Below are 19,245 nucleotides of genomic sequence, written 5' to 3'. Positions count from 1 at the left end.
CAGACCGCAGGCGCAGCGCCCCCTCGGGGGGCAGCGGCTACACGCAGTGAGCAAGCGTGGGGGCTAAAAGTTCTTCAGAGTTTCGCGCAGCGTTTGCGCCTTGCCTGCGTCAAACTGGCCTTCAACCCGGGCCAGCACATCACCCTGGCGGTTGACGATCACGGCGTAGGCCTGGTCGGTGCCATTGAGGCCGGCAGCGCGCACAAAGCTGGCGCGGTCGGTGAAGACCGGCACCAGCCTGGCGCGCTCGGTGTCGGCCGGGTAATGCTTGAGCAGCTTGTTTTCGACGGCGCTGCGGCCCGTCAGTGTGCCGGGATCATTGACGACCGGCATGCGCATCCAGGCAATGGACGAATCGTTGCGCAGGTTCAATCCCTGGATCCAGCTTTCGGCCTCGGCGTGCTGGCCGCGCTGGAAGGTGATCAGGGCCAGGGTGCGGTCGGAGGGCAAGCCATCGGGTACGTTGACCGGCTGGCGCAGCAGGGTTTGCGCCATGAAGGCCGGCATATGCCCCATCACGCTGGCCTCATTCGGGGACGCAAACGCCAAAGCAAATGCAAGGCCCACGGCAACCAGCCAGGCGCCAAGATAGGACGCGTTGTTTTTCATGGTGCTCTCCCGGTGCGGCTGCGGTGCAAGAAATGTTGCACGAGCCCTCTGTTGCAAGATACATGCAAGCCACAAGCTGCGCAAACCATCAATTGGAACAAAGTGTTATTACTGTCTGGTCATGCGGCAGCCTCAAAGTTCAAAAAAGAAGCGGTGCGGCTGCTTTACAGGCGCACTGGCGAGCCGGTGTCTAAAATGCAGCCATGACTCCCCCCGGCGCCCCTCCCCTACGCAGTCCCAGGACCGCCGCCGCAAAACCTGCCCCGCCCAGGCTGTCTTTCAAGACACAGATGCTGCAGGTGCGCGAAGAGGCGATTGTCCAGGCGGCCAACCGCCTGCTGGCAGAAAAAGGCTTTGACCTGATGACGGTGGACCAGGTCGCTGCGGACGTGGGCATCGCCAAGGCCAGCCTTTACAAGCACTTTCCCAGCAAGGAAGACCTGGCCGCCGCCGCCATGGTGCGCGTGCTGGATCGCGCCCGCGAGTTCCTCGGCACGCTGGCGCCCGGCGCGCGGCCGGTGGACCAGCTCAAGGCGGTCGTACGCTGGATGATGCAGATGCAGCAGGCCGGTGACATGCCTTCGCTGCCCAGCCAGAACTCCAGCCTGCGCGCCGCCCTGATGGGCAACAAGGCTTACCTGGACGGGCTCATGCAGGTGAGCGACGTCATCGGTGGCTGGATTGAGCAGGCACAAAAAGACGGCAGCCTCAACCCCGCGTTGCCGCCGCTGCTGGTGCTGTACACGCTGTATGCGCGCGCCTGCGACCCGGTGCTTGAGTTCATGCGTGCCAGCGGCCAGCACAGCGACGAAGAAATCATCACCCTCGTGATGACCACCTGCTTTGATGGCCTGAGGGCCCACTAACCCGCTGCTAACCGGCCGTCCACCGGCCCATTGGCGCGCGGCGGGACTGCTATTAAATTAATAGCTGCTTGCGCACGTCCTTAAAGGGCTAGAGCCCGATTTTGATCAGCAGATCGGGTAAAAATCCATCCTGCTCCTGCTTGCGCGCATACCCCAGCGGGTTGGCCACCACGCGGCAACCGCGGCGGGTGTAGTCGATGGCGCAGTGCAGGTGCCCGTGCAGCCACAGGTCCGCCAGCGGCAGCAAGTCATCCAGCGCATTGCAAAAGCCCGCGGTGCCCGGGACCAGCCCATAGCGCGGGTCGGCGCTCAGCAGGCTGGGTGCGAAATGGGTCACGGCCACGGTGGGCCCTTCAAACGGCACAGCCAGGGCTTGCCTCAGCCAGGCCTGGCTTTTGAGGCCTTCTTCGCGCACGTCGGCCGCCAGCAGCGGCTGCCCGGCGCGGAAGGCATGGTTTTTACTGAGGTAGAAGTTGGCTGCGCGGAATGCTTTTTCCCGTGCCTTCAATTGCTCTCCCGTGGTGATGTCTGCCGCCTGGGCCTGGCCTGCGCTCAGGGCATCAAAGTCCGTCCACAGCGTGCAGCCCACAAAACGCACCCCGTTGATCACCGCGGTTTCACGCTCCAGCCAGACCATACCCAGGCGCTCGCAGGTCTGCCGCAGCCGTGCATGGGTGTCGTCGAAATCCAGGCCATCGTATTCGTGGTTGCCGGGCACAAACAGCACCGGCGTGGGCCAGCCGGCGCCGCCCTGGTCCGCAGGCAAGGGTGAAAAGCGCGCGAGGCCGAAGTCGGCGATGCCCCGTTCGCCCAGCAGCGAGCCCTGCTGGTAGGAGCCGATGTCGCCGGCGAGCACCAGCAGGTCGGCGCCGGGCACCGGCAACGCCGTAAAGTCGGGGTTACTCTCAAGGTGCAGGTCGGACAGGAGCTGGATGTTCACCCTGTCGATTGTGCGGGAAGACGATGGGCGTGCGGATGGCAGGCTTTTCGTTTGCGCCTCAACTGTCCGTCAGCCGTATTCCCGTGGCATCGGCAGAAAAACAAAACAGGGAAAGCAGGAGCCGCCTTTGAAGCAGATCAAGAACCCCGCCGTCGCGCAGACCTTCGCAGCTTACCCACCGCTGCTGCGCCGCAAGCTGCTGGCCTTGCGCCAGCTGGTCCTTGACACGGCGTCGGCCACGGCCGGTGTCGGCGCGCTGGAGGAAACCCTCAAATGGGGCGAGCCGGCCTACCTCACGTCGGCCAGCAAAAGCGGCAGCACCATCCGCCTGGGGCCGGTTAAATCCAGCCCGTCGCAGTACGCCTTGTACTTCAACTGCAACACCACACTGGTAGATACTTTTCGCACCTTGTTTCCGCACGAGCTGCACTATGAAGGCAACCGCGCCATCGTGCTGGATGCGGCCGATGCACTGCCGAGGGACACCTTGTCGTTTTGCATTCAGGCGGCGCTGACGTACCACCTGGCAAAAGAAAAAGGCCGGTGAAGCCAGCCAGGGCGCATCAGGCCAGCGGCGCCAGCAGGCGCACGGTGAAGGTCGTGCCTTGCCCGGGCTTGCTGGCGACTTCAATCTGCCCCTGGTGCAGCTCCACACATTCCTTCACGATGTGCAGGCCGATACCGGTTCCGGAGATGTTGCCGACATTCGTGCCGCGGTGAAAGCTGCCGAACAGCCGCGGCAGGTCGGCGTCAGGGATGCCGATGCCGTGGTCACTGATGCGCAGGTGGATCTGGTCGCCCACGCCGCGAACGGCAAACTGCACCGGCGTGTCCGGGTCTGAATATTTCAGCGCATTGCCCACCAGGTTGACCACGATGTGGCGCAGCAGCTGCTGGTCCGCCGTGCGCGGCGCATCCAGGGCATCGCAGGTCAGCGACACGCGCGAGGCCTGCGGGTTACCGCGTTCGAGCTCACCCATCACCTGCACCAGCCAGTCGGGCACCGCCAGCGGAGCGGCTTCGAACTGGAACTTGCCCAGCTCCAGGCGGCTGGTCAGCAGCACCTGCTCGACCATGCTGTTCATGCGGGCCACCGCTGTCTTGATCTGGCCGAGCAGCTCGCGGCGCTCACTGGCCGGAAAGCTGGAGCCGTAGGCGTCGAGCAATTCCACCGACGACAGGATGGCGGCCAGCGGCGTGCGGAATTCGTGCGATGTCACGGCGACAAAACGCGACTTGAGCTCCGACAGCTCGCGCTCGTGCGCCAGCGTCTTGAGCATGTCTTCCTCCGCCTGGCGCTTGCGCGTGACATCGGTCAGGAAGTTGAGCGTGGCGGGCGCGCCTTGCCATTCAAACATCACCGCGCTGATCTCCAGCCAGCGCGTGGCGCTGCGGCTGTGCTGCACGCGAAACTGGTAGTAGTTGTCCACCGCTTCGCCACGCAGGCGCTTCATGTGGTTGCTCAGCACCTTCTCGCGGTCGTCCGGGTGGATGAATTCGATGAAGGGCCGGGACTTGGCGGTTTCCTCGTCCAGCGAGGTCAGCTCCAGTGCTTTCGGGTTGGCGTAAAGAATGCGCCCGGCCGCCGTGACCAGAATGCCCTCGCTGACGTTTTCCACCACGGCGCGGTATTTGGCCTCGGAATCGGTACGCCGGCCGATCTCCACACGCAGCTGCTTGGACGTGTCGAGCTGCCAGGTGATGTTGTTGGCCAGGTGGATGACGCGCAGCAACTTGCCGGAAGGGCTGTGCATGGGCAGCGCGCGCTGGCTCAGCCGGGCATTGCCGCCCTGGGGCCGGATGACCCTGTACTCTTCGCTGCGCTTCAGGGCGCTGGTCTGCAGGCTCAGCACCCGCTCGCGGTCTATCGGGTCCACATGCTCCAGCCATTGCCAGGGCCGGTCTGCCAGCGTGTCGGCCGACAGGCCCCAGAACGCTTCGAAAGCCGGGTTGGTGTAAGTGATGCAGCCGGTCTGCGGGTCCCAGGACCAGAGCATGGCGTCAATATGCGAGGCAATCTGCCGCAGCAGCGCCAGCGCCTCGCCCGGCGCTGACGCCTGGCTCTCAGCCTGGGGTGGAGAAGGAGGACTCGGGGGATGGGCCACCGCCCAAGCATAGCCGCCAGCTTCGTGAAGTTTTGCCCGGAAATCACGTAGAAATGACGCACATGTGCCACCGCGCGGCACGGTATGCGTTTTTTGCATGGCTTTGGCCCTGAGTTAGGCTTGAAACCCTAGGGAAAACCCTTATTCTTCATTCACCGCAACTTTTTCACCCCATGAGGGTGACCCTGACATGTACAGCCTGCTTTCCCAAATCGCCCGTTTCCTGCCCGCCGCAACCCGCGTGGCCCCTGTGAACGGTGTGGCCCACAACCTGATGGAACGCGCCGAAGCCGGTGCCGGCCGCGACCCGCAGCAAGCCCAGGAACTGCGCAGCGCCGCCTACGCTTACCTGAGCGTGGTTCGCTGAGCCTGCCTGGCCAGTTCGCGCCAGCGGCCTTGCGCCGACGCGTGGCGCCCAGACGCCTGTTCCGGGCCGCAGCCACGGCCACCCATTTCCCTTCCCTGCTTTTCCCTTTAGAGCTTGACCCCCGCCCCTTTGACGGCGGGCGCCAGCACGGCCACCTGGTCCTTCACGAAGCTGGTGAACGCTGACGGGCTCATGGGCTGGGTGGTAATGCCCAGCTCCAGCATCTTCTTCCTGATCTCGGCCGTTGCCAGTATTTCGTTGCACGCGCTGTTAAGCCGCGCGACGATATCGGCCGGCATGTGCGCCGGGCCGCTCAGGCCAAAAAAGTTGTCCAGCACCAGCTTGCGGTAGCCAAATTCCAGCACGCTGGGCACATCCGGCACCAGCGGTGAGCGGCTGGCCGACGTCACTGCCAGCGGCACCAGCTGCCCGCTCTTGAAGTAGGGCACAAAAGCCGTCAGCACGTCGATGCCCACGGGGATCACGCCGGCGATCAGGTCAGTCGTCATGGGCGCGCCGCCGCGGTACGGGATGTGCACCAGGTTCACGCCCATGGATTTTTTCATCAGCTCGCCGTAAATGTGGCCGATCGAGGCCGGGCCGCCCGAGCCGAAGTCGAGCCGGCCTGCCTTGCGCGCCTGCGCTTCGACGTCGGTGATCGTCTTGATAGGCGCATGCGGATTGGCCATCACCACGCAGGGCGCATTGCCGATCAGCGCGATGTGCGTGAAACCTTCCACTGGGTCATAAGGCTGCTTTTCCAGCGCAAACGGGCCGATGGACACCGGCGTGGAGTTGCTCAGCATCAGCGTGTAGCCGTCGGCCGGCGCCTGCGCCACCACGAGCCCGCCCACACTGCCGCCCGCGCCCGGCCGGTTGTCGACCACCACCGCCTGCCCCAGTTTTTTGCCCAGCTGTTCGGCCATCACGCGCGCGACGATGTCGCTGGCGCCGCCAGCCGGAAAGGTCACCACGATCCTGATCGGCTTGTCGGGCCAGGCGGCAAAGGCCGGCAGCGCCACGGATGCGGCACCGCTGGCGAGAATCTTCAGCGCGGTGCGGCGCGCAAGTGGGTGTAAGGGCATGGGGTGGCCTGGCATGGTGATTCCTGCATACAGTTTGGGTCCAAGACTGTATGCAGGAACCATGCCCTGGGGCCGCGACCGTTCGAAAGGAGTGGCCGGCAGGCTACAGCCAGGCGTGCCACTATAAAAAAGATAGCAGCTTGCGCCCATCCCTATTGCCTTTGGTGGCAATTGAGCGCTTGAATGCAAAGGGAAAATACGGGGAGCCGGGGTTTTGGCGCTCAGCGCACGCGAACGGTCGCCCAAGCCGCAAAAAAGTGCCAATCCCCTCGATTTCGGGTACCAAACAGGCCTGCAACCCAATCAGGGTAAGCGCCAGCAGCTATGTATTTGATAGCGATGCGGGCGGCAACCCATCCACGACGGGGCGGCCGTTAGCGGTGCGCGGCCCCTCCGGCGCAAGCTCGCCATCAGCGCCACAGCTCGCCGCTCAGGGCGACATCCTTGACCATGCGCTCCTCCAGGTACGCGTCCTTGTAGGCGGAGCGCACCGTCTTCCAGGTTTCGCTGGTGGCGGGCAGGTCGGTGCGCGCCGAGATGAGGGTACGAAACGCGATGTGGCCGACGCCGGTGAATGAGGCTTCGGCGCGCAGGGCCACGTTGCAGTTGATGGTTTCCCCCGGCCCGATCAATCCGGCGGGGCAAATGTCGGCCTGGATGTCGCCGGGCTTCAGCCCCAGCGCCGCGGCCCGCATGTTCGGCAGCGGGTGCAGGGTTAGGGCAATACGTGGCTGGCCCACGCGGATGGCGCGGCGGCTGGCGTTGGTCAGCGCAAAACCGAAAGACACGCTGTGGTCCTGCCAGGTGACTTTTTGCTGGAACTTGACCTGCAGGTTGGGGGCCAGGGAGTCCACCAGTTCATCGACCGCCTTGACCCGCTCCAGCCGCTTGCGTTCCGCCGCCTGGGCGTCGGGCACCGGCTTCTGTACGGGCTCCGGTACAGGTTCAGGCGCGGCCTTGGGTAGCTGGATCTCGGCCTTCATCTGCTCCATATTGGCGCGCAATGCCTCGGTCTGGGCCTTGGCCTCGGCCAGCTTTTGCTCCAGCTGCTGCTGGTTCTTCTGGTTCGCGGCCATCAGTTGCTGCATCAGCAGCTGCGCTTCCTTCTGCGCCTTCGCCGCCGGCCGGTCTACCAGGGTGTAACGCGCCGCGCTGCCGGCCACCACAATCGCCAGGCCGATGATGAGCAGGAAAACGATGGTGTCGTATCGCTGGGCGCCCGCGTCCTTGCCGGGCTTCGGTTTGGGTTTGCGCGGCGGGAGAGGCGGCAGGGATGGTGGTGGAATGGGAGGCATGCTTTTGTAAGCCATGAGGTATGACGCGGCTGGTATGAAGAGGGGGTGGTTTTTATCAAGTCGGTTAGTGGCTAAGCCGGTAACCGGCAAACGGTGGGCCGAAGCAGGGCCATTTGCGTCGGGTTGCCGAGTTCACCATTTGCCGCGCAACCCCATCAGCAGGGACAGGTTGCGCTGACGTGCGTTCTGTTCGGTCTGCAGGTCGGCGAAGAGGTTGAGGTTGTCGTGTATGCGGCCCGATGCCCCCACGCCGAGGATCATGGTGTTGGCATTAAGGGCCACGCCCGCCACCTGGAACTGGTAGGGCGTTGTGGCACCTTGCAGCTGCGCCGTCATCGGCGTGTTGTATTGGCCAAACTCATGCGCCCACACCAGCCGCGGCTCAATCCGCAGCCGGCCCACGTCAAAGCCGGCCTTCAGCCCCAACAGTGATTTTGTCGAGGACACGGTTTGCGCGGCGACCTGCAGGTTGAGTGCGCCCGCACCCTGTTCGGTAAAGCCGCTGGTCTGGTTGCGGCTGAAGGCAAGCCCGGCCATGGGCTGCAGTGTCCAGCCGTTCATGTCCAGGTCGTAGGTCATTTCCCCGTACGCCGTGGCGGTGCTGCTGCTGAAGTTTGACGAGGCCACGCGGCTGATCGGCCCGACGACGATGCCGCGGTCCATGTGGTTGTTGTGAAACGCCAGGCTGGCGAGCCCGTTCAGGCGCCAGGCGCCGTCGGCATAGCCGGCGTACATCGCCAGCGCTGCGGTACGCGCCCTGCCCTGGTCACCCGAGTCAAACCCGACTCTTGACGTGCCGACCGTCACGGCGCCGCCCAGCATCCGGCCGGGGCCCACTTCGGCGTCGTAACCGGCGCTCACGCCTGCGCCGTTGAGCCGGCTGGCCATGGCGTTGCCGTCGCTGTCGGTGGTCTGGTGGTTGCCGTAACCGCGCAGCCAGAAACCGCAGCCATCTTCGATGGCCGGGAAAAGCGCTCTCAGGGCTTCGCGGCGCGCGACGTCGTCGCTCCCGCATACCGCGCGCTGGTCGCTTCGGCCCACGCGCGCCCGCAGCTGCTCGCCGAATGCGGCGGCAAAGCTCGGGCCCGCGCGGCGCAAGGCCACCAGGTTGGCGCCGCCTATGGCGTCGAAGGCGGCGAGGGCCTGCGGCACCGACAGGCTGTTGACGGCGCTCAGCACGGTGCTCATGTCGCCGCTCGCGCTGCCGGAAGCATCCTGAAGTGCGTTGGACGCCGACTGCTGGTTGGGCGTCATGCCGGGCAGGGTGTTGTAGCCGGTGCTGTTGCGTGCCAGGGTCAGGTACACATTGTTGGGGTCGTAGGTGAGCGAGGGCGTCAGAAACGCCAGGTTGGTCGTGAGCCCGGTGAAGACGCCGACTCGCCCGCCTGTTGCGTTGAGGATGGTGTACTGCGTGGTCGGCGAATAGGTGCCGGCGCTGGCCAGCACGTTGACCGTGCCGCCGTTGATGGTCAGCGTGCCGGTGGCGTTGGTGCGGTCGTTGCTCCCGGCTGCATCGACCTCCACGCTGTAATTGGAGCCCGCATTGAAGGTCAGGTTGCCGACGACGGTGAGGGTGCCGATGGAATTGCCGGGGGCCAGCGTGCCGCCCGACTGGATGGTGGTGTTGCGCACGGAGCCGGTGCCRCCCAGCGTGCCGCCGTTCAGCACCTGCACGGCGGAGTTGGTCAGGCTGCCGTTGACCGACAGCGTGCCGCCGCTGACGGTGGTGCTGCCGCTGTAGGTGTGGGTGCCGGCCAATGTGACGTTGCCGGTGCCGCTTTTGACCACATTGCCGGTGCCGCTGATGACACCGCCAAACGTTCCGTTGCCTGCTTGCAGGAACTCCAGGTTGGCGTTGGTGGTAATCAAGCCCTGCAGGTTGGCGGTAGTGCCGCGCAAGGTGCCGCCATTGATGGTGGTGCCGCCTGTGTAGGTGTTGGCGCCAGAAAAAATCACCGTGCCGGTGCCTTCCTTGACCAGCGCGCCGACGCCGCTGATAGACCCTGCAAAGGTGCCGCTCGGGCCTTCGAAGGTCAGCACGCCGTCGTTGCTGATGGCTCCCTGCAGGCTGGTGGTGGTGCCGATCAGGCGGGCATTGGTTCTGATGAAGGTGCCGCCGGTGTAACTGTTGACGCCCGTCAGTTTGGTGGGGCCCCCGCCGTGGTTGAAAACTTCGACCCATCCGGCGCCGCTGATTGCTGGGGAGAAGGTGTAGAGTGCAGCGTCGTCCTGGTTGAACTTGATGCTGGAGCCGGCATTGCCGAGAACCACGGCGTCGGCATCCAGGGTGCCGCTGGGCCCGATGTTGCCGATGACCAGCGTCCCGGTGCCCACACGGCCCAGATGCAGGGTGCGGGTGCCGCCCAGCGTCACGGTGGCGCCGGTGCGGATGCCCAGGGTCCCGTCTCCATTGTTGCCGACAATGAACTGGTCGCCCGGAGCCAGGCTGGGAGGGGACACGTTCAGGCTGGCGCCGGCGCCGTCCATGAGGATATGCCCTCCGGTCACCGTGTCGCCCACGCTCACCCGCGTGGCCGTGACGCTCCCGTTAATCAGCATGGATCCCGCGTTACCCGGCGTTGGCGTGGTGCCCAGCAGAAGCGTGCCGGCGGCCAGGGTGCCGCCCGCATGGACGACCACCTGGCCGTTTTCCTCCACTTGCAGCGTGCCCACCTGGCCTGCCCCGGTAACGTCCACCTGCTGGTTCGACGGGACCCTTGCCACGCTGGCGGCCGTAGGCGTGCCGCCACTCCAGTTACCTGCGTCGTTCCAGTCCTGGGTGGCTGCGGCCGAGAAGTCGTTGGTGGCTTGGGCATGGCCGGCACGTGGCGCTGCGGCCAGGCCGGCGAATGCCATGGCCAGGCACAGCGGCTTCAAGGAAAGGTGCAGACAGGAGGGCATGCTGGCGAAGTTGGTTGTTGTGCGTTCAGACCAGGAGGGCGGCGCAACCGAAAGCGGCTGCCGCGACAGAAGACGTCATGCGCCGGGTTGGAAGCGCCAGCAACCAGTTCATTAACATTTTTTAACGCCTCCTTTGAAATTTCTGCCCGCCAGAAAGGGACTCCTTCGAGAGGCGGTACCTCCTGTTTTAACTTTGCTTTACGTTACATTTTTTTGCAAGTAGACCGTTTGGCAGCTTTTGACGCAAAGGCGGCCAAATAGCAAAACCAAAGAATTAATTTTTGTGGGGGTTACCAAAGCGGGGCCGAACGTCCCCAAACCGCATGGCCATCGCGACGCGCGCGAAGTGAGGCAGCCGACGCGCCGCCAGACGTCGGTGGTCAGTTTTTCGCTATAAAAGCCATCTGCGCCTGTCCTGATTGGCAGACAGCACCACCGGGGTGGTATGGGCTGCTGGGGATGTCTTACCAGCGGCTGCGCAAACCCACCAGCACCGCCAGGTTGCGCTGGGCCGAATTGTGTTCGGCCTGCACGTCGGCGAACAGGTCCACCCCTTTGCTGATGCTGCCGCTGGCGCCCAGCCCGAGGATCAGTGTGTCCCGCTTCAGGGTTGCGCCCGAAACCTGGAACGGTGACGCCGTAGCGGCACCCTGGAACTGCGCCGTCAACGGTGTATTCAGGTCGCCGAACTCGTGCGCCCAGATCACGCGGGGCTCAATGCGAATGCGGCCGGTGTCGAAGGATGCCTTGGCGCCCAGCGTCGACTTGGCGGAGTTGACCGTCTGCCCGGCCACTTGGAGGTTCAGTGCGCCTGCGCCGGTTTCTGTAAAGCCGTCTGCCTTGCTTCTGCTGAGTGAAAGCCCTGCCAGAGGCTGAAGCGTCCAGCCATTCATCGGAATTGAATAGCTGGCCTCGCCGTAGGCTGCGAGCGTGCTGCTGTCGAAGTCTGATGAAGCCACACGGTTCAACGCACCCACTACGACGTTGCGATCCAGATGGTTCTTGCCCCAGCCCAGGGTGGCCGAGCCGCTGAAGTTCCAGGGGCCGGTGGCGTAGCTGCCATAAACCCCAAACGCCGAACTGCGCGTCTTGCCGCTTTCGTTGTTGTCGGTGGAAAGGCGCGACGTGCCACCGGTGGCCGCGACGCCGACGCGAACGCCGTCTTTCACTTCAGCATCAAATCCAACACTCAGGCCCGAGCTGCGAAGCCGGCTTGAGGCTGCGTTTCCGTCACCGTCGGTATTGCCATAGCCGCCGTTGCCGCGTACCCACAAGCCTTTGCTTGCTGCGTCCGGTGAAGAAGAAAGTGAGGAAGCATCACCACCGGCCAATGAAAACTTTTGTGGCGCTGAATCGGAAACAGTCGCCATCAAATCAGAGAGATGGTTGTTCGCTGCAAGAAGCACAGGTCGGCTGGTGAAGGAATTCGCAAAGCCGCTTGCTGCATTGGCTTGGGCACCCAGCCTGGCCTGCAGGTGGCTGCCGAAGCTGGTTGTAAAGCCGGCGCTCGCGCGCCGCAGAGCGACGATGCCTGCGCCGCCGGCTGCGTCATAGGCGGCACGCGCCTGCACAGTGGACAAACCCGTCAGCGCGGTTTGCACCGTGGCCATGTCGCCTGCATTGCCAGCGTTCTGCAGCGCGGTGGATGCGGCGATCTGGTTCGGTGTGATCGCGACCGAGGTGAAGCTGGTTTCGTTGCGGGTCAGCGTCAGGAAGACATTGTTGGCGTCGTAGCCCAGTGTCGGGGTCAGGAAAGCGAGGTTGGAGGTAACCCCAGCAAAGTTTCCGGTGCGTCCACCCGCGGCGTTGAGGATGGTGTACTGCGTGCTGGCCTGGTAAGTGCCCGAGGCGGCCTGCACATCGACCGTGCCGTTCAGCGCTGCGGTGCCGGTGACGTTGATGCGGTCATTCGCACCGGCGCCATTCACTTCGACGCGATAGACCGAGCCCGTCGCGAAGCTCAAGTTGCCGTTGACCGTCAGCGTGCCGATCGAATTGCCGGGTGCGAGCACGCCGCCGCTCAGGATGCTGGTGGTGCCCAGCGTGCCGGTGCCGCCTAGCGTGCCGCCGTTGTTGACGATGACGGCCGAATTGGCGATGGAGCCGTTGACCGACAGCGTGCCTGCGTTGACGGTGGTGGCGCCGCTGTGGGTGTTGGCCCCGGTCAGGATCAGGTTGCCGGCGCCGAGCTTGGCGAAGGTGCCGGTGCCGCTCATCACGCCGGTATAGGTGCCGGTGGCCGCCTGGTCGAAATTGACAGCCGCGTTGTTGGTGATATTGCCCTGCAGGCTGCTGGTGTTGCCCTGCAGTGTGCCTGCTGTCACGGTGGTGCCGCCGGTGTAGACATTGGCGCCCGTCAGCACCAGCGTGCCCGCGCCGGTTTTGGTGATGGCGCCGGCGCCGCTCATGGCGCCGGTGTAGGTGCCGTTGGCAACCTGGTCGAAGTTAACGGCGGCATTGTTGGTAATCGCGCCTTGCAGGCTCGTCGTGTCGCCCTGCAAGGTACCGGCTGTCACGGTGGAGCCGCCGGTATAGAAATTGGCGCCTGTCAGCGTGAGGGTGCCCGTACCGGTTTTGGTGAGGACGCCGCCGCCGTTCATGACGCCGGCGTAGGTGCCGTTGACGGCTTGGTCAAAATTCACGATGGCGTTGTTGAGGATGTTGCCCTGCAGGCTGGTGGTGTCGCCTTGCAGCGTTCCGCCGTTGACGGCGGTGCCGCTGGTGTAGGTGTTGGCGCCCGTGAGGATGGTGGTGCCGCTCCCGGTCTTGGTCAGGGTGCCTGTGCCAGATACCGCTGCTGAAAACGTCGTGGTGCCGGTATGGTTGAACTGCAACGAGGAGCCGGCCGTGCCGAAGATCACGCTGCCGGCCGTGAGTGTGCCGGCGCTGGTGCCACTGCCGATGAAAAGCGTGCCGYTGGCCGTATCGCCCATATGCAGGGTGCCTGTGCCGTTGATGGTGACGTTGGCGCCCGCATCAATGTGCAGCTCACCTGCGCCGTTGCCCCCGATCTCAACGCGGGTCCCCTGCGTCACCCCGATTGGCGCGAGCGTCAAGGTAGAACCTGCGCCGGTGACCGTCACAATGCCCTGCCGGGACGCATCACCTGCGAAAAGGTGTCCGGCGGACACCGTGCCGCCCTGGACGGTGAGCTTGGCGGCACCGGCGCCGCTGGTTGTCCCCAAGGCGATGACGCCGGCGACAGCCAGCGAGCCGCCCGCGCCGACGACTATCTCACCGCTGTTCAGCACTTGCACCGCCTGCGCCGTGCCTGCGCCATTGAGGGTGGCCTGGTCGCCGGCAGTGGTCAGGCGCGCGGTGGTCCCTGCGTTCGGCACACCGGAGAACCAGTTGCCGCCGGCGGCCCAGTTGCCACCGCCGCCAGCACTCCAGTCGGTACTCTGGGCAAAGGCGATACCGGGCGTGGCGAGCAGGCCGGCCAGAACAAGTGCGGTGTTCAGCGGACGCAGCCGGCAATTCAGGCGTGTTTTCACGGAAGCGGGTCCCCTCGGTGGTTGTGTGCACGCGATTAAAAGCGCCGCCGGCCACCGCCGTAAATACCGCAAAGGGGTTAGATGGCGTTTTGGAACGACAACGACCGGACCGGCGTCGCTATGTTATTAATAGCTGGTGGCGCACGTGGCGCTTGGGCTGCGCACTAATCGGTTCTTAAATCGCTGCCAGACAGCGGCCGGCCCGGGAACTATTTACGCATCCCGGCTTGCCGCTAGCACCTCACGCAATGCCGATTGCAGCGCCTGCGGCTGGCAGGGCTTGCGCACCACCGTCACGCCGCTATGGGCAATGCGCTGCAGCTGGGCCGGCGCAGTTTCGCCGGTGACGACCAATGCGCGCAGGCCAGGCAGTTGCTCACGAAAGCTGGCGAGCACTGTCAGGCCGTCGCGGCCTTCAGCGTCGCCCAGGTGCAGGTCGGTCACCAGCAGATGGGGTTGCCCGCTTGCTTGGCTGCCGGCTCGCCCGAGCCATGCGAGGGCGGCTTCAGCGCTGTCAAACGCCTGCACCGAAAGGCCCATCGCGCTGACAGCCTGCGTGGTGGCGGCCAGCGCCAGCGGGTCGTCGTCGAGCACCAGGGCTTGCCAGCCGGTGAAGCCGCCAGCCAATGCATCGTTTGCTGTCTGCGGCAACCCGATTCGGGGTGCTTCGCCTGCATGCAGGGGCAGGGCGATGCTGAACAGGCTGCCGCGGCCGGGTGCGGACCTCAGCGCCACGCCGGCCCCCATTTGCGCTGCCAGCCGCTTGACGATGGCCAGGCCCAGGCCGAGCCCGGCCTGCTCCCTGTTTTGCGGCAAACGCACAAAGGCATCGAAAAGGCGTTGCTGGTCGGCTTCTGAAATGCCGGGGCCGGTGTCGACGACACCGATGTGCACGTGGCCGGCCCGTGGCCGGGCAAACAGCAGCACCGCGTTGCCTGTGGTGAACTTGATGGCGTTGCTGGTGAGGTTGAGCACGATGCGTTGCAGTGCATCGGGCGGCGCATTCACCCACAGGTCGGCGCGGGCACGCACGCGCAGCTGAATGTTGCGCTGTGCGGCGGTGGCGGCCAGCGTGCCGGCGACCGAATCCAGCATCGTGCTGACGGGCAGCGGTGACGCAGCCAGCGGTGTGGCGCCGGCGTCGAGCTGTGCCAGGTCGAGCAGGCCTTCAAGCAAACCGTTGAAGGCCATGACGCTGGTTTCGAGCTGGCCGGCCATGCGCTGGGCCTGCACCGCCGCGGGCTGGCTGCTGCCGGTGAAGGCCCTGGCCAGCGTGGTTTTCAGGCCGGTTGCAAACAGGCCTGCGGCATACGCGGGTTGGCGCAAGTCATGCGTGGCAGCGGCCAGCAGCGCGGTCTTGTCGGCGCTGGCCAGTTCGGCCCGGTCGCGTGCGGCCGCCAGGTCGCGCACCAGCTGGGCGTTTTCAAAACGCAGTTCGATGGAGGTGAGCAGGCTGCGGTTCAGGCCGCGGCCATAACCCAGGCACACCAGCATGAAAACCAGCGTCAGCAGGCCGAAGCCGGCAAATTCGCGCGGGCCTTCGGTCATGCAGCGCAGGGCAAACGGCAGCACCGAGGGAATCGAATAGGCCATGAAGGCCGGGTAATACACCGAGAGCGAACCGAGCGCGCCACTGACCATGCCGCCCAGCAGAAAACCCAGAAACAGCGTGGGCACATAGGCCTGCGGATCAAACGCCATCAGCCCCAGGATCCCCCAGAGGCAACCCGACATGAAAGAGCCGGTCGCAAACGCGCGTGCCGCCCGGCGCGTGCTGTGGAGGTCCAGCTGCCCGGTGGGAGCGGCGCGCACCCGCCGGAAAAAGCGCCGCACCATGACAAACCGGCTGGCCGTGAGCAGCACCACCGCGCCCAGCCAGCCCCAAAGCAGTGGGCCGGTCAATGGGTCAGCCTGGCCGGACGGCTGCAGCACCACGGCGGCGACAGTCCCCGCCAGCAGGGTGCCAAGAAAGGTGCTGGTGGACTGCTTGTACAGCGTCTGGACCTGCTCGAACAGCACAGGATGGGCAGAGGTCATGGTGCGTAGAATCCGTCAGGGTTGCGTGGCATGCCGGTGGTGCACAGCCCGTGCTGCCCCCGCTTCACCGGCCCCTGCTGATCGTAGTTGATTCCCCTGCCTGGACGATATGACGCAAACACCCATCCGCCTGCTGCTCGCCGACGACCATGACCTGGTGCGTGACGGCCTGGCTGCGTTGATGGCCTCCTGTGACGACATCGAAGTGGTGGCATCAGTGGCCGGCAGCGACACCGCGATTGCCCAGGCGCTGGCGCTGGCGCCCGATGTGGCGGTGATCGACTTCCAGTTGCCGCCCGAAGACGGCGTAGCCGTGGCGCTGGCCTTGCAGGCCGCGCAGAGCCCGACGCGTGTGCTGCTGATCACCGGCAGCCAGGAGCGCGCCGACATTGAACGCATTTTTGCCAGCCCGGCGCACGGGGCCTTGCACAAGAGTGGCGGGGCGGACGAACTGATCGCCGCGATCCGTGCGCTGGCCGAAGGCGACCTGCACTTTTCAGAATCCATTGCCGCACTGCGCCAGCCGCCGGGCATTGACGCGCTGGCCGAGCTGCGCAAGCTGACCGAACGTGAGAAACAGGTGCTGTGCTCGGTGGCGGAGGGTGCGTCCAGCAAGCTCATTGCCGCCAGCCTGCTGCTGCAGCGTGAAACCGTGCGCACGCACCGCCGCAACCTGATGCTGAAACTGGGCATGCACAACAGCGCCCAGCTCACGGCCTTTGCGATCCGGGCCGGGCTGATCTGAGCCGGTACTTCCGCTATTAAATCGATAGCTGCTAGCGCCCGTCTATATTGGCCTGAAGCCTGATTTAATGCTTCAAACTGGCTGCTTTCCGGCACCGGGGCGGCTGTTTGCCGCTGCGGTGCTGAAAAAAAACACTCCCGGCACGCCTCTTTTTCCGTCATATTGGCCTGAACATCAATATGGACGAGCGCCAGCAGCTATGAATTTAGTAGCGCTTGTCAGGCCGAGAACGCCTTGTCGGCCGCACGCGCCAGCACCTGGCGCAACCAGACATGGGCGCTGCGTTGCTGTGAGCGCCGGTGCCACACAGCGTCGACGTGCACCGGCGACACGTCAAACGGCAGGGGGCGCAGCACCAGCTGTTCGGCGATTCCGGTCACCCGGACGAAATGCCGCGGCAGCACGGTGAGCAGGTTTGAGTTGGCCACCACCCGCCCCGCAGTGAAGAACTGGTTGACGGTCAGCACCACATGCCGCTCCCGTCCCAGTGAGGCGAGGGCCTCGTCCACGAAGCCGTAGGGGCGGCCCGAAAAACTCACCAGCATGTGGCGCGCCGCGCAGAACCTGCTCAGCGTGAAGGGGCCGGTGGCCAGCGGGTGGTCTTTGCGCATGACGCAGACATATTCGCCGTCATACAGGCGCTGGTGCAAAAACGGCAGGGGCTCGCCGCTTTGCGCGCCGGCCGTCAGGTCGGCCAGCACCGAGGGAAAGTAGCCCACCGCCAGGTCGCACAGCTCCTCGTCCAGCAGGCGCCGCGGGTCGCGCGTGGTGAGGGGAATCACGCGTATCGAGACGCCGGGGGCTTCCTGGTCCAGCGTTTCCACCAGGCCGGGGATCAATTCGGCTGCGGTGGCGTCGGCCATCGCCAGCACAAAAATGGTGTTGGCTTCGCCGGGCACAAATTCGTTGGGCACCAGCGACTCCTGCAGCTGCTGCAGGGCTTCGCGGACCGCCGGCCAGATCGCCACCGCGCGCGGGGTGGGCGCCATGCCCTGTCCGCTGCGCTGCACCAGCTCGTCGCCCAGCGTCTCACGCAGCCGGCGCAGGGCGTTGCTGACAGCCGGCTGGGTCAGCGACAGGTTGCGCGCCGCCCGGGTCAGGCTGCGCTCGGCCATCACTTCGTCGAACACGCGAAGCAGGTTCAGGTCCAGGGTCCGGAAATTGAGGGGGTTCAAGGCTTGAAAGGGCTTGGATCGCTTTGGGCAAAGGGGTTAAAAGGCTTTGGTCTGCATGATCAAAGCGTCAGGTTATCACCAGTATGAATGAATCACATCATAAAGATAAAGTTGAGTAACATCAGTGGTAACCCTAATATCCCCTTACCCGCTGCAATTTTGGTTCAGCGGAGTTAACCAAAGGGATTCCATCATGACCAGCTTCGTCAATATCAAATACTCCACACAGCACCCCGGCGTTGCCCGCGCTGAGTCGGCCTTTGGTGCCGTACGCCAGCTGGGACATGCCTTCTCCGGCACCCGCGGGCTTGCCGCGCTGCTTTTGTCGGCTGTCGTGGCTGCCGTGATGGTGGTGGCTTACCAGGTGATGGACAGCGTTGCTGAAGGCCACCTGCTGGTCATGTGGATCGGCGTGTGGGCCATCGCTTTTGTCGTCCTGGCGCTTTTCGCCGGCGCTGCACGCAATGCTGCTGCCCACCTCAAGGTCGGCCTGGACAGCTGGTCCCGCAGCGTGGCTGAAGCCCGCGCCGACCAGCGCCTGTGGCAAGCCGCCAAGAACGACCCCCGCGTGATGGCCGACCTGCAAGTCGCCATGGCGCGCCAGCAAGTTGCCGTTGAAGAGGCTGTTGTTGCTACCGCTGAAGTGGCATCCGCTCCAGCCGGCCTGTCGCAGCGAGCCATGCGTCTGGGTGGCGCCGAGCTGAAGGCCTATCTGCAAGCCGAGGCTATCGCGGAAACCGCAGCGGCTGTGGCTGCTCCGGCTGAAGAGGCCCTTCCGGCCGGCCTGACACAGCGCGCCAAGCGCCTGGGAGGCGCCGAATTGCGCGCTTACCACCGCTATTACGTCTGAATGTGAGCTTTGCTGCTCTTTAGCGGCGACCCACAAAAAAGCCACCGGATCCGGTGGCTTTTTTTTGCCCTGGCGCAGTCATGCGCCAGGAACGGGGCGCGCCGCAGGTCATGCGAAACGCCCCGCGCGTGACGTGCCGGTCAGGCAGCCAGGCGGCGCTCGATCGCGGCTTTGGTCTCCTCCAGCTCTTTCGGCAGGTGATGTTCGAGTTGCTTGAACAGTTCAGCGTGCAGTTCCAGCTCTTTTTGCCAGGCCGCCTTGTCGATGCTGGTCACGGTCTTGAACTGCTCGGCGCTGAAGTCCAGGCCGGTCCAGTTCATGTCTTCGTAGCGGGGGCTGACGCCGGTGATGTGCTCGACGCCCTGGCCATTGCCTTCGATGCGGTCGATCATCCACTTCAGCACGCGCATGTTTTCACCGTAGCCGGGCCAGACAAACTTGCCGTCTTCGCCCTTGCGGAACCAGTTGGCGGTAAAGATCTTGGGCAGCTTGGCGCCGGAGGCTTCCAGTTTCTGGCCCACGTTGAGCCAGTGCTGGAAGTAGTCGGCCATGTTGTAGCCGGCAAATGCGATCATCGCGAACGGGTCGCGGCGCACCACGCCCACCTGGCCGGTGATGGCGGCGGTGGTTTCCGAGCCCATGGTGGCGGCCATGTACACGCCTTCCACCCAGTTGCGGCCTTCGGTGATCAGCGGCACGGTGTTGGAACGGCGGCCGCCAAAGATGAAGGCGTCAATCGGCACGCCGGCGGGGTCRTTCCAGGCCGGGTCCAGCGC

The 19,245-nt window shown here is 64.8% G+C and carries 15 protein-coding genes; 5 read left to right on the top strand and 10 right to left on the bottom strand.

Annotation, left to right across the window (positions count from 1 at the left end; genetic code table 11):
• Positions 1–63: 63 nt before the first annotated feature.
• Positions 64–609 carry a hypothetical protein gene (locus tag AC1D0Z_RS00630; RefSeq protein WP_477656310.1) on the bottom strand — a complete coding sequence of 182 codons (546 nt, stop codon included), beginning with the start codon at positions 607–609 and terminating at the stop codon, positions 64–66.
• 290 nt (positions 610–899) lie between these two features.
• On the opposite strand from AC1D0Z_RS00630, the gene AC1D0Z_RS00625 reads away from it, so the two are divergent.
• Positions 900–1,475 (top strand): TetR/AcrR family transcriptional regulator, encoded by a 576-nt coding sequence (locus tag AC1D0Z_RS00625; RefSeq protein ID WP_477656402.1) that lies wholly within the window; start codon positions 900–902, stop codon positions 1,473–1,475.
• Between the two features lie 88 nt (positions 1,476–1,563).
• Here AC1D0Z_RS00625 and AC1D0Z_RS00620 read toward each other — a convergent pair whose 3' ends face one another.
• Entirely contained in the window at positions 1,564–2,415 is an 852-nt protein-coding gene (locus AC1D0Z_RS00620; protein WP_477656309.1) for a metallophosphoesterase, read from the bottom strand.
• 127 nt (positions 2,416–2,542) lie between these two features.
• Here AC1D0Z_RS00620 and AC1D0Z_RS00615 point away from each other — a divergent pair, with 127 nt between their 5' ends.
• On the top strand, positions 2,543–2,962 hold the full coding sequence (locus AC1D0Z_RS00615) for a DUF1801 domain-containing protein (protein WP_477656308.1): 420 nt from the start codon (positions 2,543–2,545) through the stop codon (positions 2,960–2,962).
• A gap of 16 nt (positions 2,963–2,978) precedes the next feature.
• Here AC1D0Z_RS00615 and AC1D0Z_RS00610 read toward each other — a convergent pair whose 3' ends face one another.
• Positions 2,979–4,619 (bottom strand): sensor histidine kinase, encoded by a 1,641-nt coding sequence (locus AC1D0Z_RS00610; RefSeq protein ID WP_477656307.1) that lies wholly within the window; start codon positions 4,617–4,619, stop codon positions 2,979–2,981.
• Between the two features lie 91 nt (positions 4,620–4,710).
• Here AC1D0Z_RS00610 and AC1D0Z_RS00605 point away from each other — a divergent pair, with 91 nt between their 5' ends.
• Positions 4,711–4,887, top strand: a complete 177-nt coding sequence (locus AC1D0Z_RS00605; protein ID WP_477656306.1) for a hypothetical protein — start codon at positions 4,711–4,713, stop codon at positions 4,885–4,887.
• Between the two features lie 107 nt (positions 4,888–4,994).
• Here AC1D0Z_RS00605 and AC1D0Z_RS00600 read toward each other — a convergent pair whose 3' ends face one another.
• The 5 genes from AC1D0Z_RS00600 to AC1D0Z_RS00580 all read right to left on the bottom strand — a co-directional run bounded on the left by AC1D0Z_RS00600 (position 4,995) and on the right by AC1D0Z_RS00580 (position 15,699).
• A complete protein-coding gene (locus tag AC1D0Z_RS00600) occupies positions 4,995–5,972 on the bottom strand; it encodes a Bug family tripartite tricarboxylate transporter substrate binding protein (RefSeq protein ID WP_477656305.1) in 978 nt (325 codons plus the stop codon).
• 410 nt (positions 5,973–6,382) lie between these two features.
• Entirely contained in the window at positions 6,383–7,267 is an 885-nt protein-coding gene (locus AC1D0Z_RS00595) for a hypothetical protein (protein WP_477656304.1), read from the bottom strand.
• A gap of 132 nt (positions 7,268–7,399) precedes the next feature.
• Complete coding sequence (locus AC1D0Z_RS00590; RefSeq protein ID WP_477656303.1) at positions 7,400–10,168, bottom strand: autotransporter family protein; 2,769 nt, start codon at positions 10,166–10,168, stop codon at positions 7,400–7,402.
• Between the two features lie 464 nt (positions 10,169–10,632).
• Positions 10,633–13,662, bottom strand: coding sequence for an autotransporter outer membrane beta-barrel domain-containing protein (locus tag AC1D0Z_RS00585; protein WP_477656302.1), 3,030 nt, complete (start codon positions 13,660–13,662; stop codon positions 10,633–10,635).
• Between the two features lie 213 nt (positions 13,663–13,875).
• A complete protein-coding gene (locus tag AC1D0Z_RS00580; protein ID WP_477656301.1) occupies positions 13,876–15,699 on the bottom strand; it encodes an ATP-binding response regulator in 1,824 nt (607 codons plus the stop codon).
• 109 nt (positions 15,700–15,808) lie between these two features.
• Here AC1D0Z_RS00580 and AC1D0Z_RS00575 point away from each other — a divergent pair, with 109 nt between their 5' ends.
• Complete coding sequence (locus AC1D0Z_RS00575) at positions 15,809–16,444, top strand: response regulator transcription factor (protein WP_477656300.1); 636 nt, start codon at positions 15,809–15,811, stop codon at positions 16,442–16,444.
• A 218-nt stretch (positions 16,445–16,662) separates the two neighbouring features.
• Here AC1D0Z_RS00575 and AC1D0Z_RS00570 read toward each other — a convergent pair whose 3' ends face one another.
• On the bottom strand, positions 16,663–17,619 hold the full coding sequence (locus AC1D0Z_RS00570; protein WP_477656299.1) for a LysR family transcriptional regulator: 957 nt from the start codon (positions 17,617–17,619) through the stop codon (positions 16,663–16,665).
• Positions 17,620–17,812: 193 nt separating this feature from the next.
• Between AC1D0Z_RS00570 and AC1D0Z_RS00565 the strand changes: the two genes are divergently transcribed.
• Complete coding sequence (locus AC1D0Z_RS00565; protein WP_477656298.1) at positions 17,813–18,469, top strand: hypothetical protein; 657 nt, start codon at positions 17,813–17,815, stop codon at positions 18,467–18,469.
• 140 nt (positions 18,470–18,609) lie between these two features.
• Here the strand turns inward: AC1D0Z_RS00565 and AC1D0Z_RS00560 are convergent.
• Positions 18,610–19,245: phosphoenolpyruvate carboxykinase domain-containing protein (locus AC1D0Z_RS00560; RefSeq protein WP_477656297.1), on the bottom strand; the 636-nt coding region annotated here is incomplete at its 5' end.

It is taken from the genome of Polaromonas sp. P1_E3 (assembly GCF_056405935.1).
This window is presented reverse-complemented; position numbering and strand designations above follow the sequence as displayed.

Coding starts and splice junctions, on each gene's coding strand:
- AC1D0Z_RS00630 (WP_477656310.1), bottom strand. CDS start 609: ATGAAAAACAACGCGTCCTATCTTGGCGCCTGGCTGGTTGCCGTGGGC.
- AC1D0Z_RS00625 (WP_477656402.1), top strand. CDS start 900: ATGCTGCAGGTGCGCGAAGAGGCGATTGTCCAGGCGGCCAACCGCCTG.
- AC1D0Z_RS00610 (WP_477656307.1), bottom strand. CDS start 4,619: ATGCAAAAAACGCATACCGTGCCGCGCGGTGGCACATGTGCGTCATTT.
- AC1D0Z_RS00605 (WP_477656306.1), top strand. CDS start 4,711: ATGTACAGCCTGCTTTCCCAAATCGCCCGTTTCCTGCCCGCCGCAACC.
- AC1D0Z_RS00600 (WP_477656305.1), bottom strand. CDS start 5,972: ATGCCCTTACACCCACTTGCGCGCCGCACCGCGCTGAAGATTCTCGCC.
- AC1D0Z_RS00595 (WP_477656304.1), bottom strand. CDS start 7,267: ATGCCTCCCATTCCACCACCATCCCTGCCGCCTCTCCCGCCGCGCAAA.
- AC1D0Z_RS00580 (WP_477656301.1), bottom strand. CDS start 15,699: ATGACCTCTGCCCATCCTGTGCTGTTCGAGCAGGTCCAGACGCTGTAC.
- AC1D0Z_RS00575 (WP_477656300.1), top strand. CDS start 15,809: ATGACGCAAACACCCATCCGCCTGCTGCTCGCCGACGACCATGACCTG.
- AC1D0Z_RS00565 (WP_477656298.1), top strand. CDS start 17,813: ATGACCAGCTTCGTCAATATCAAATACTCCACACAGCACCCCGGCGTT.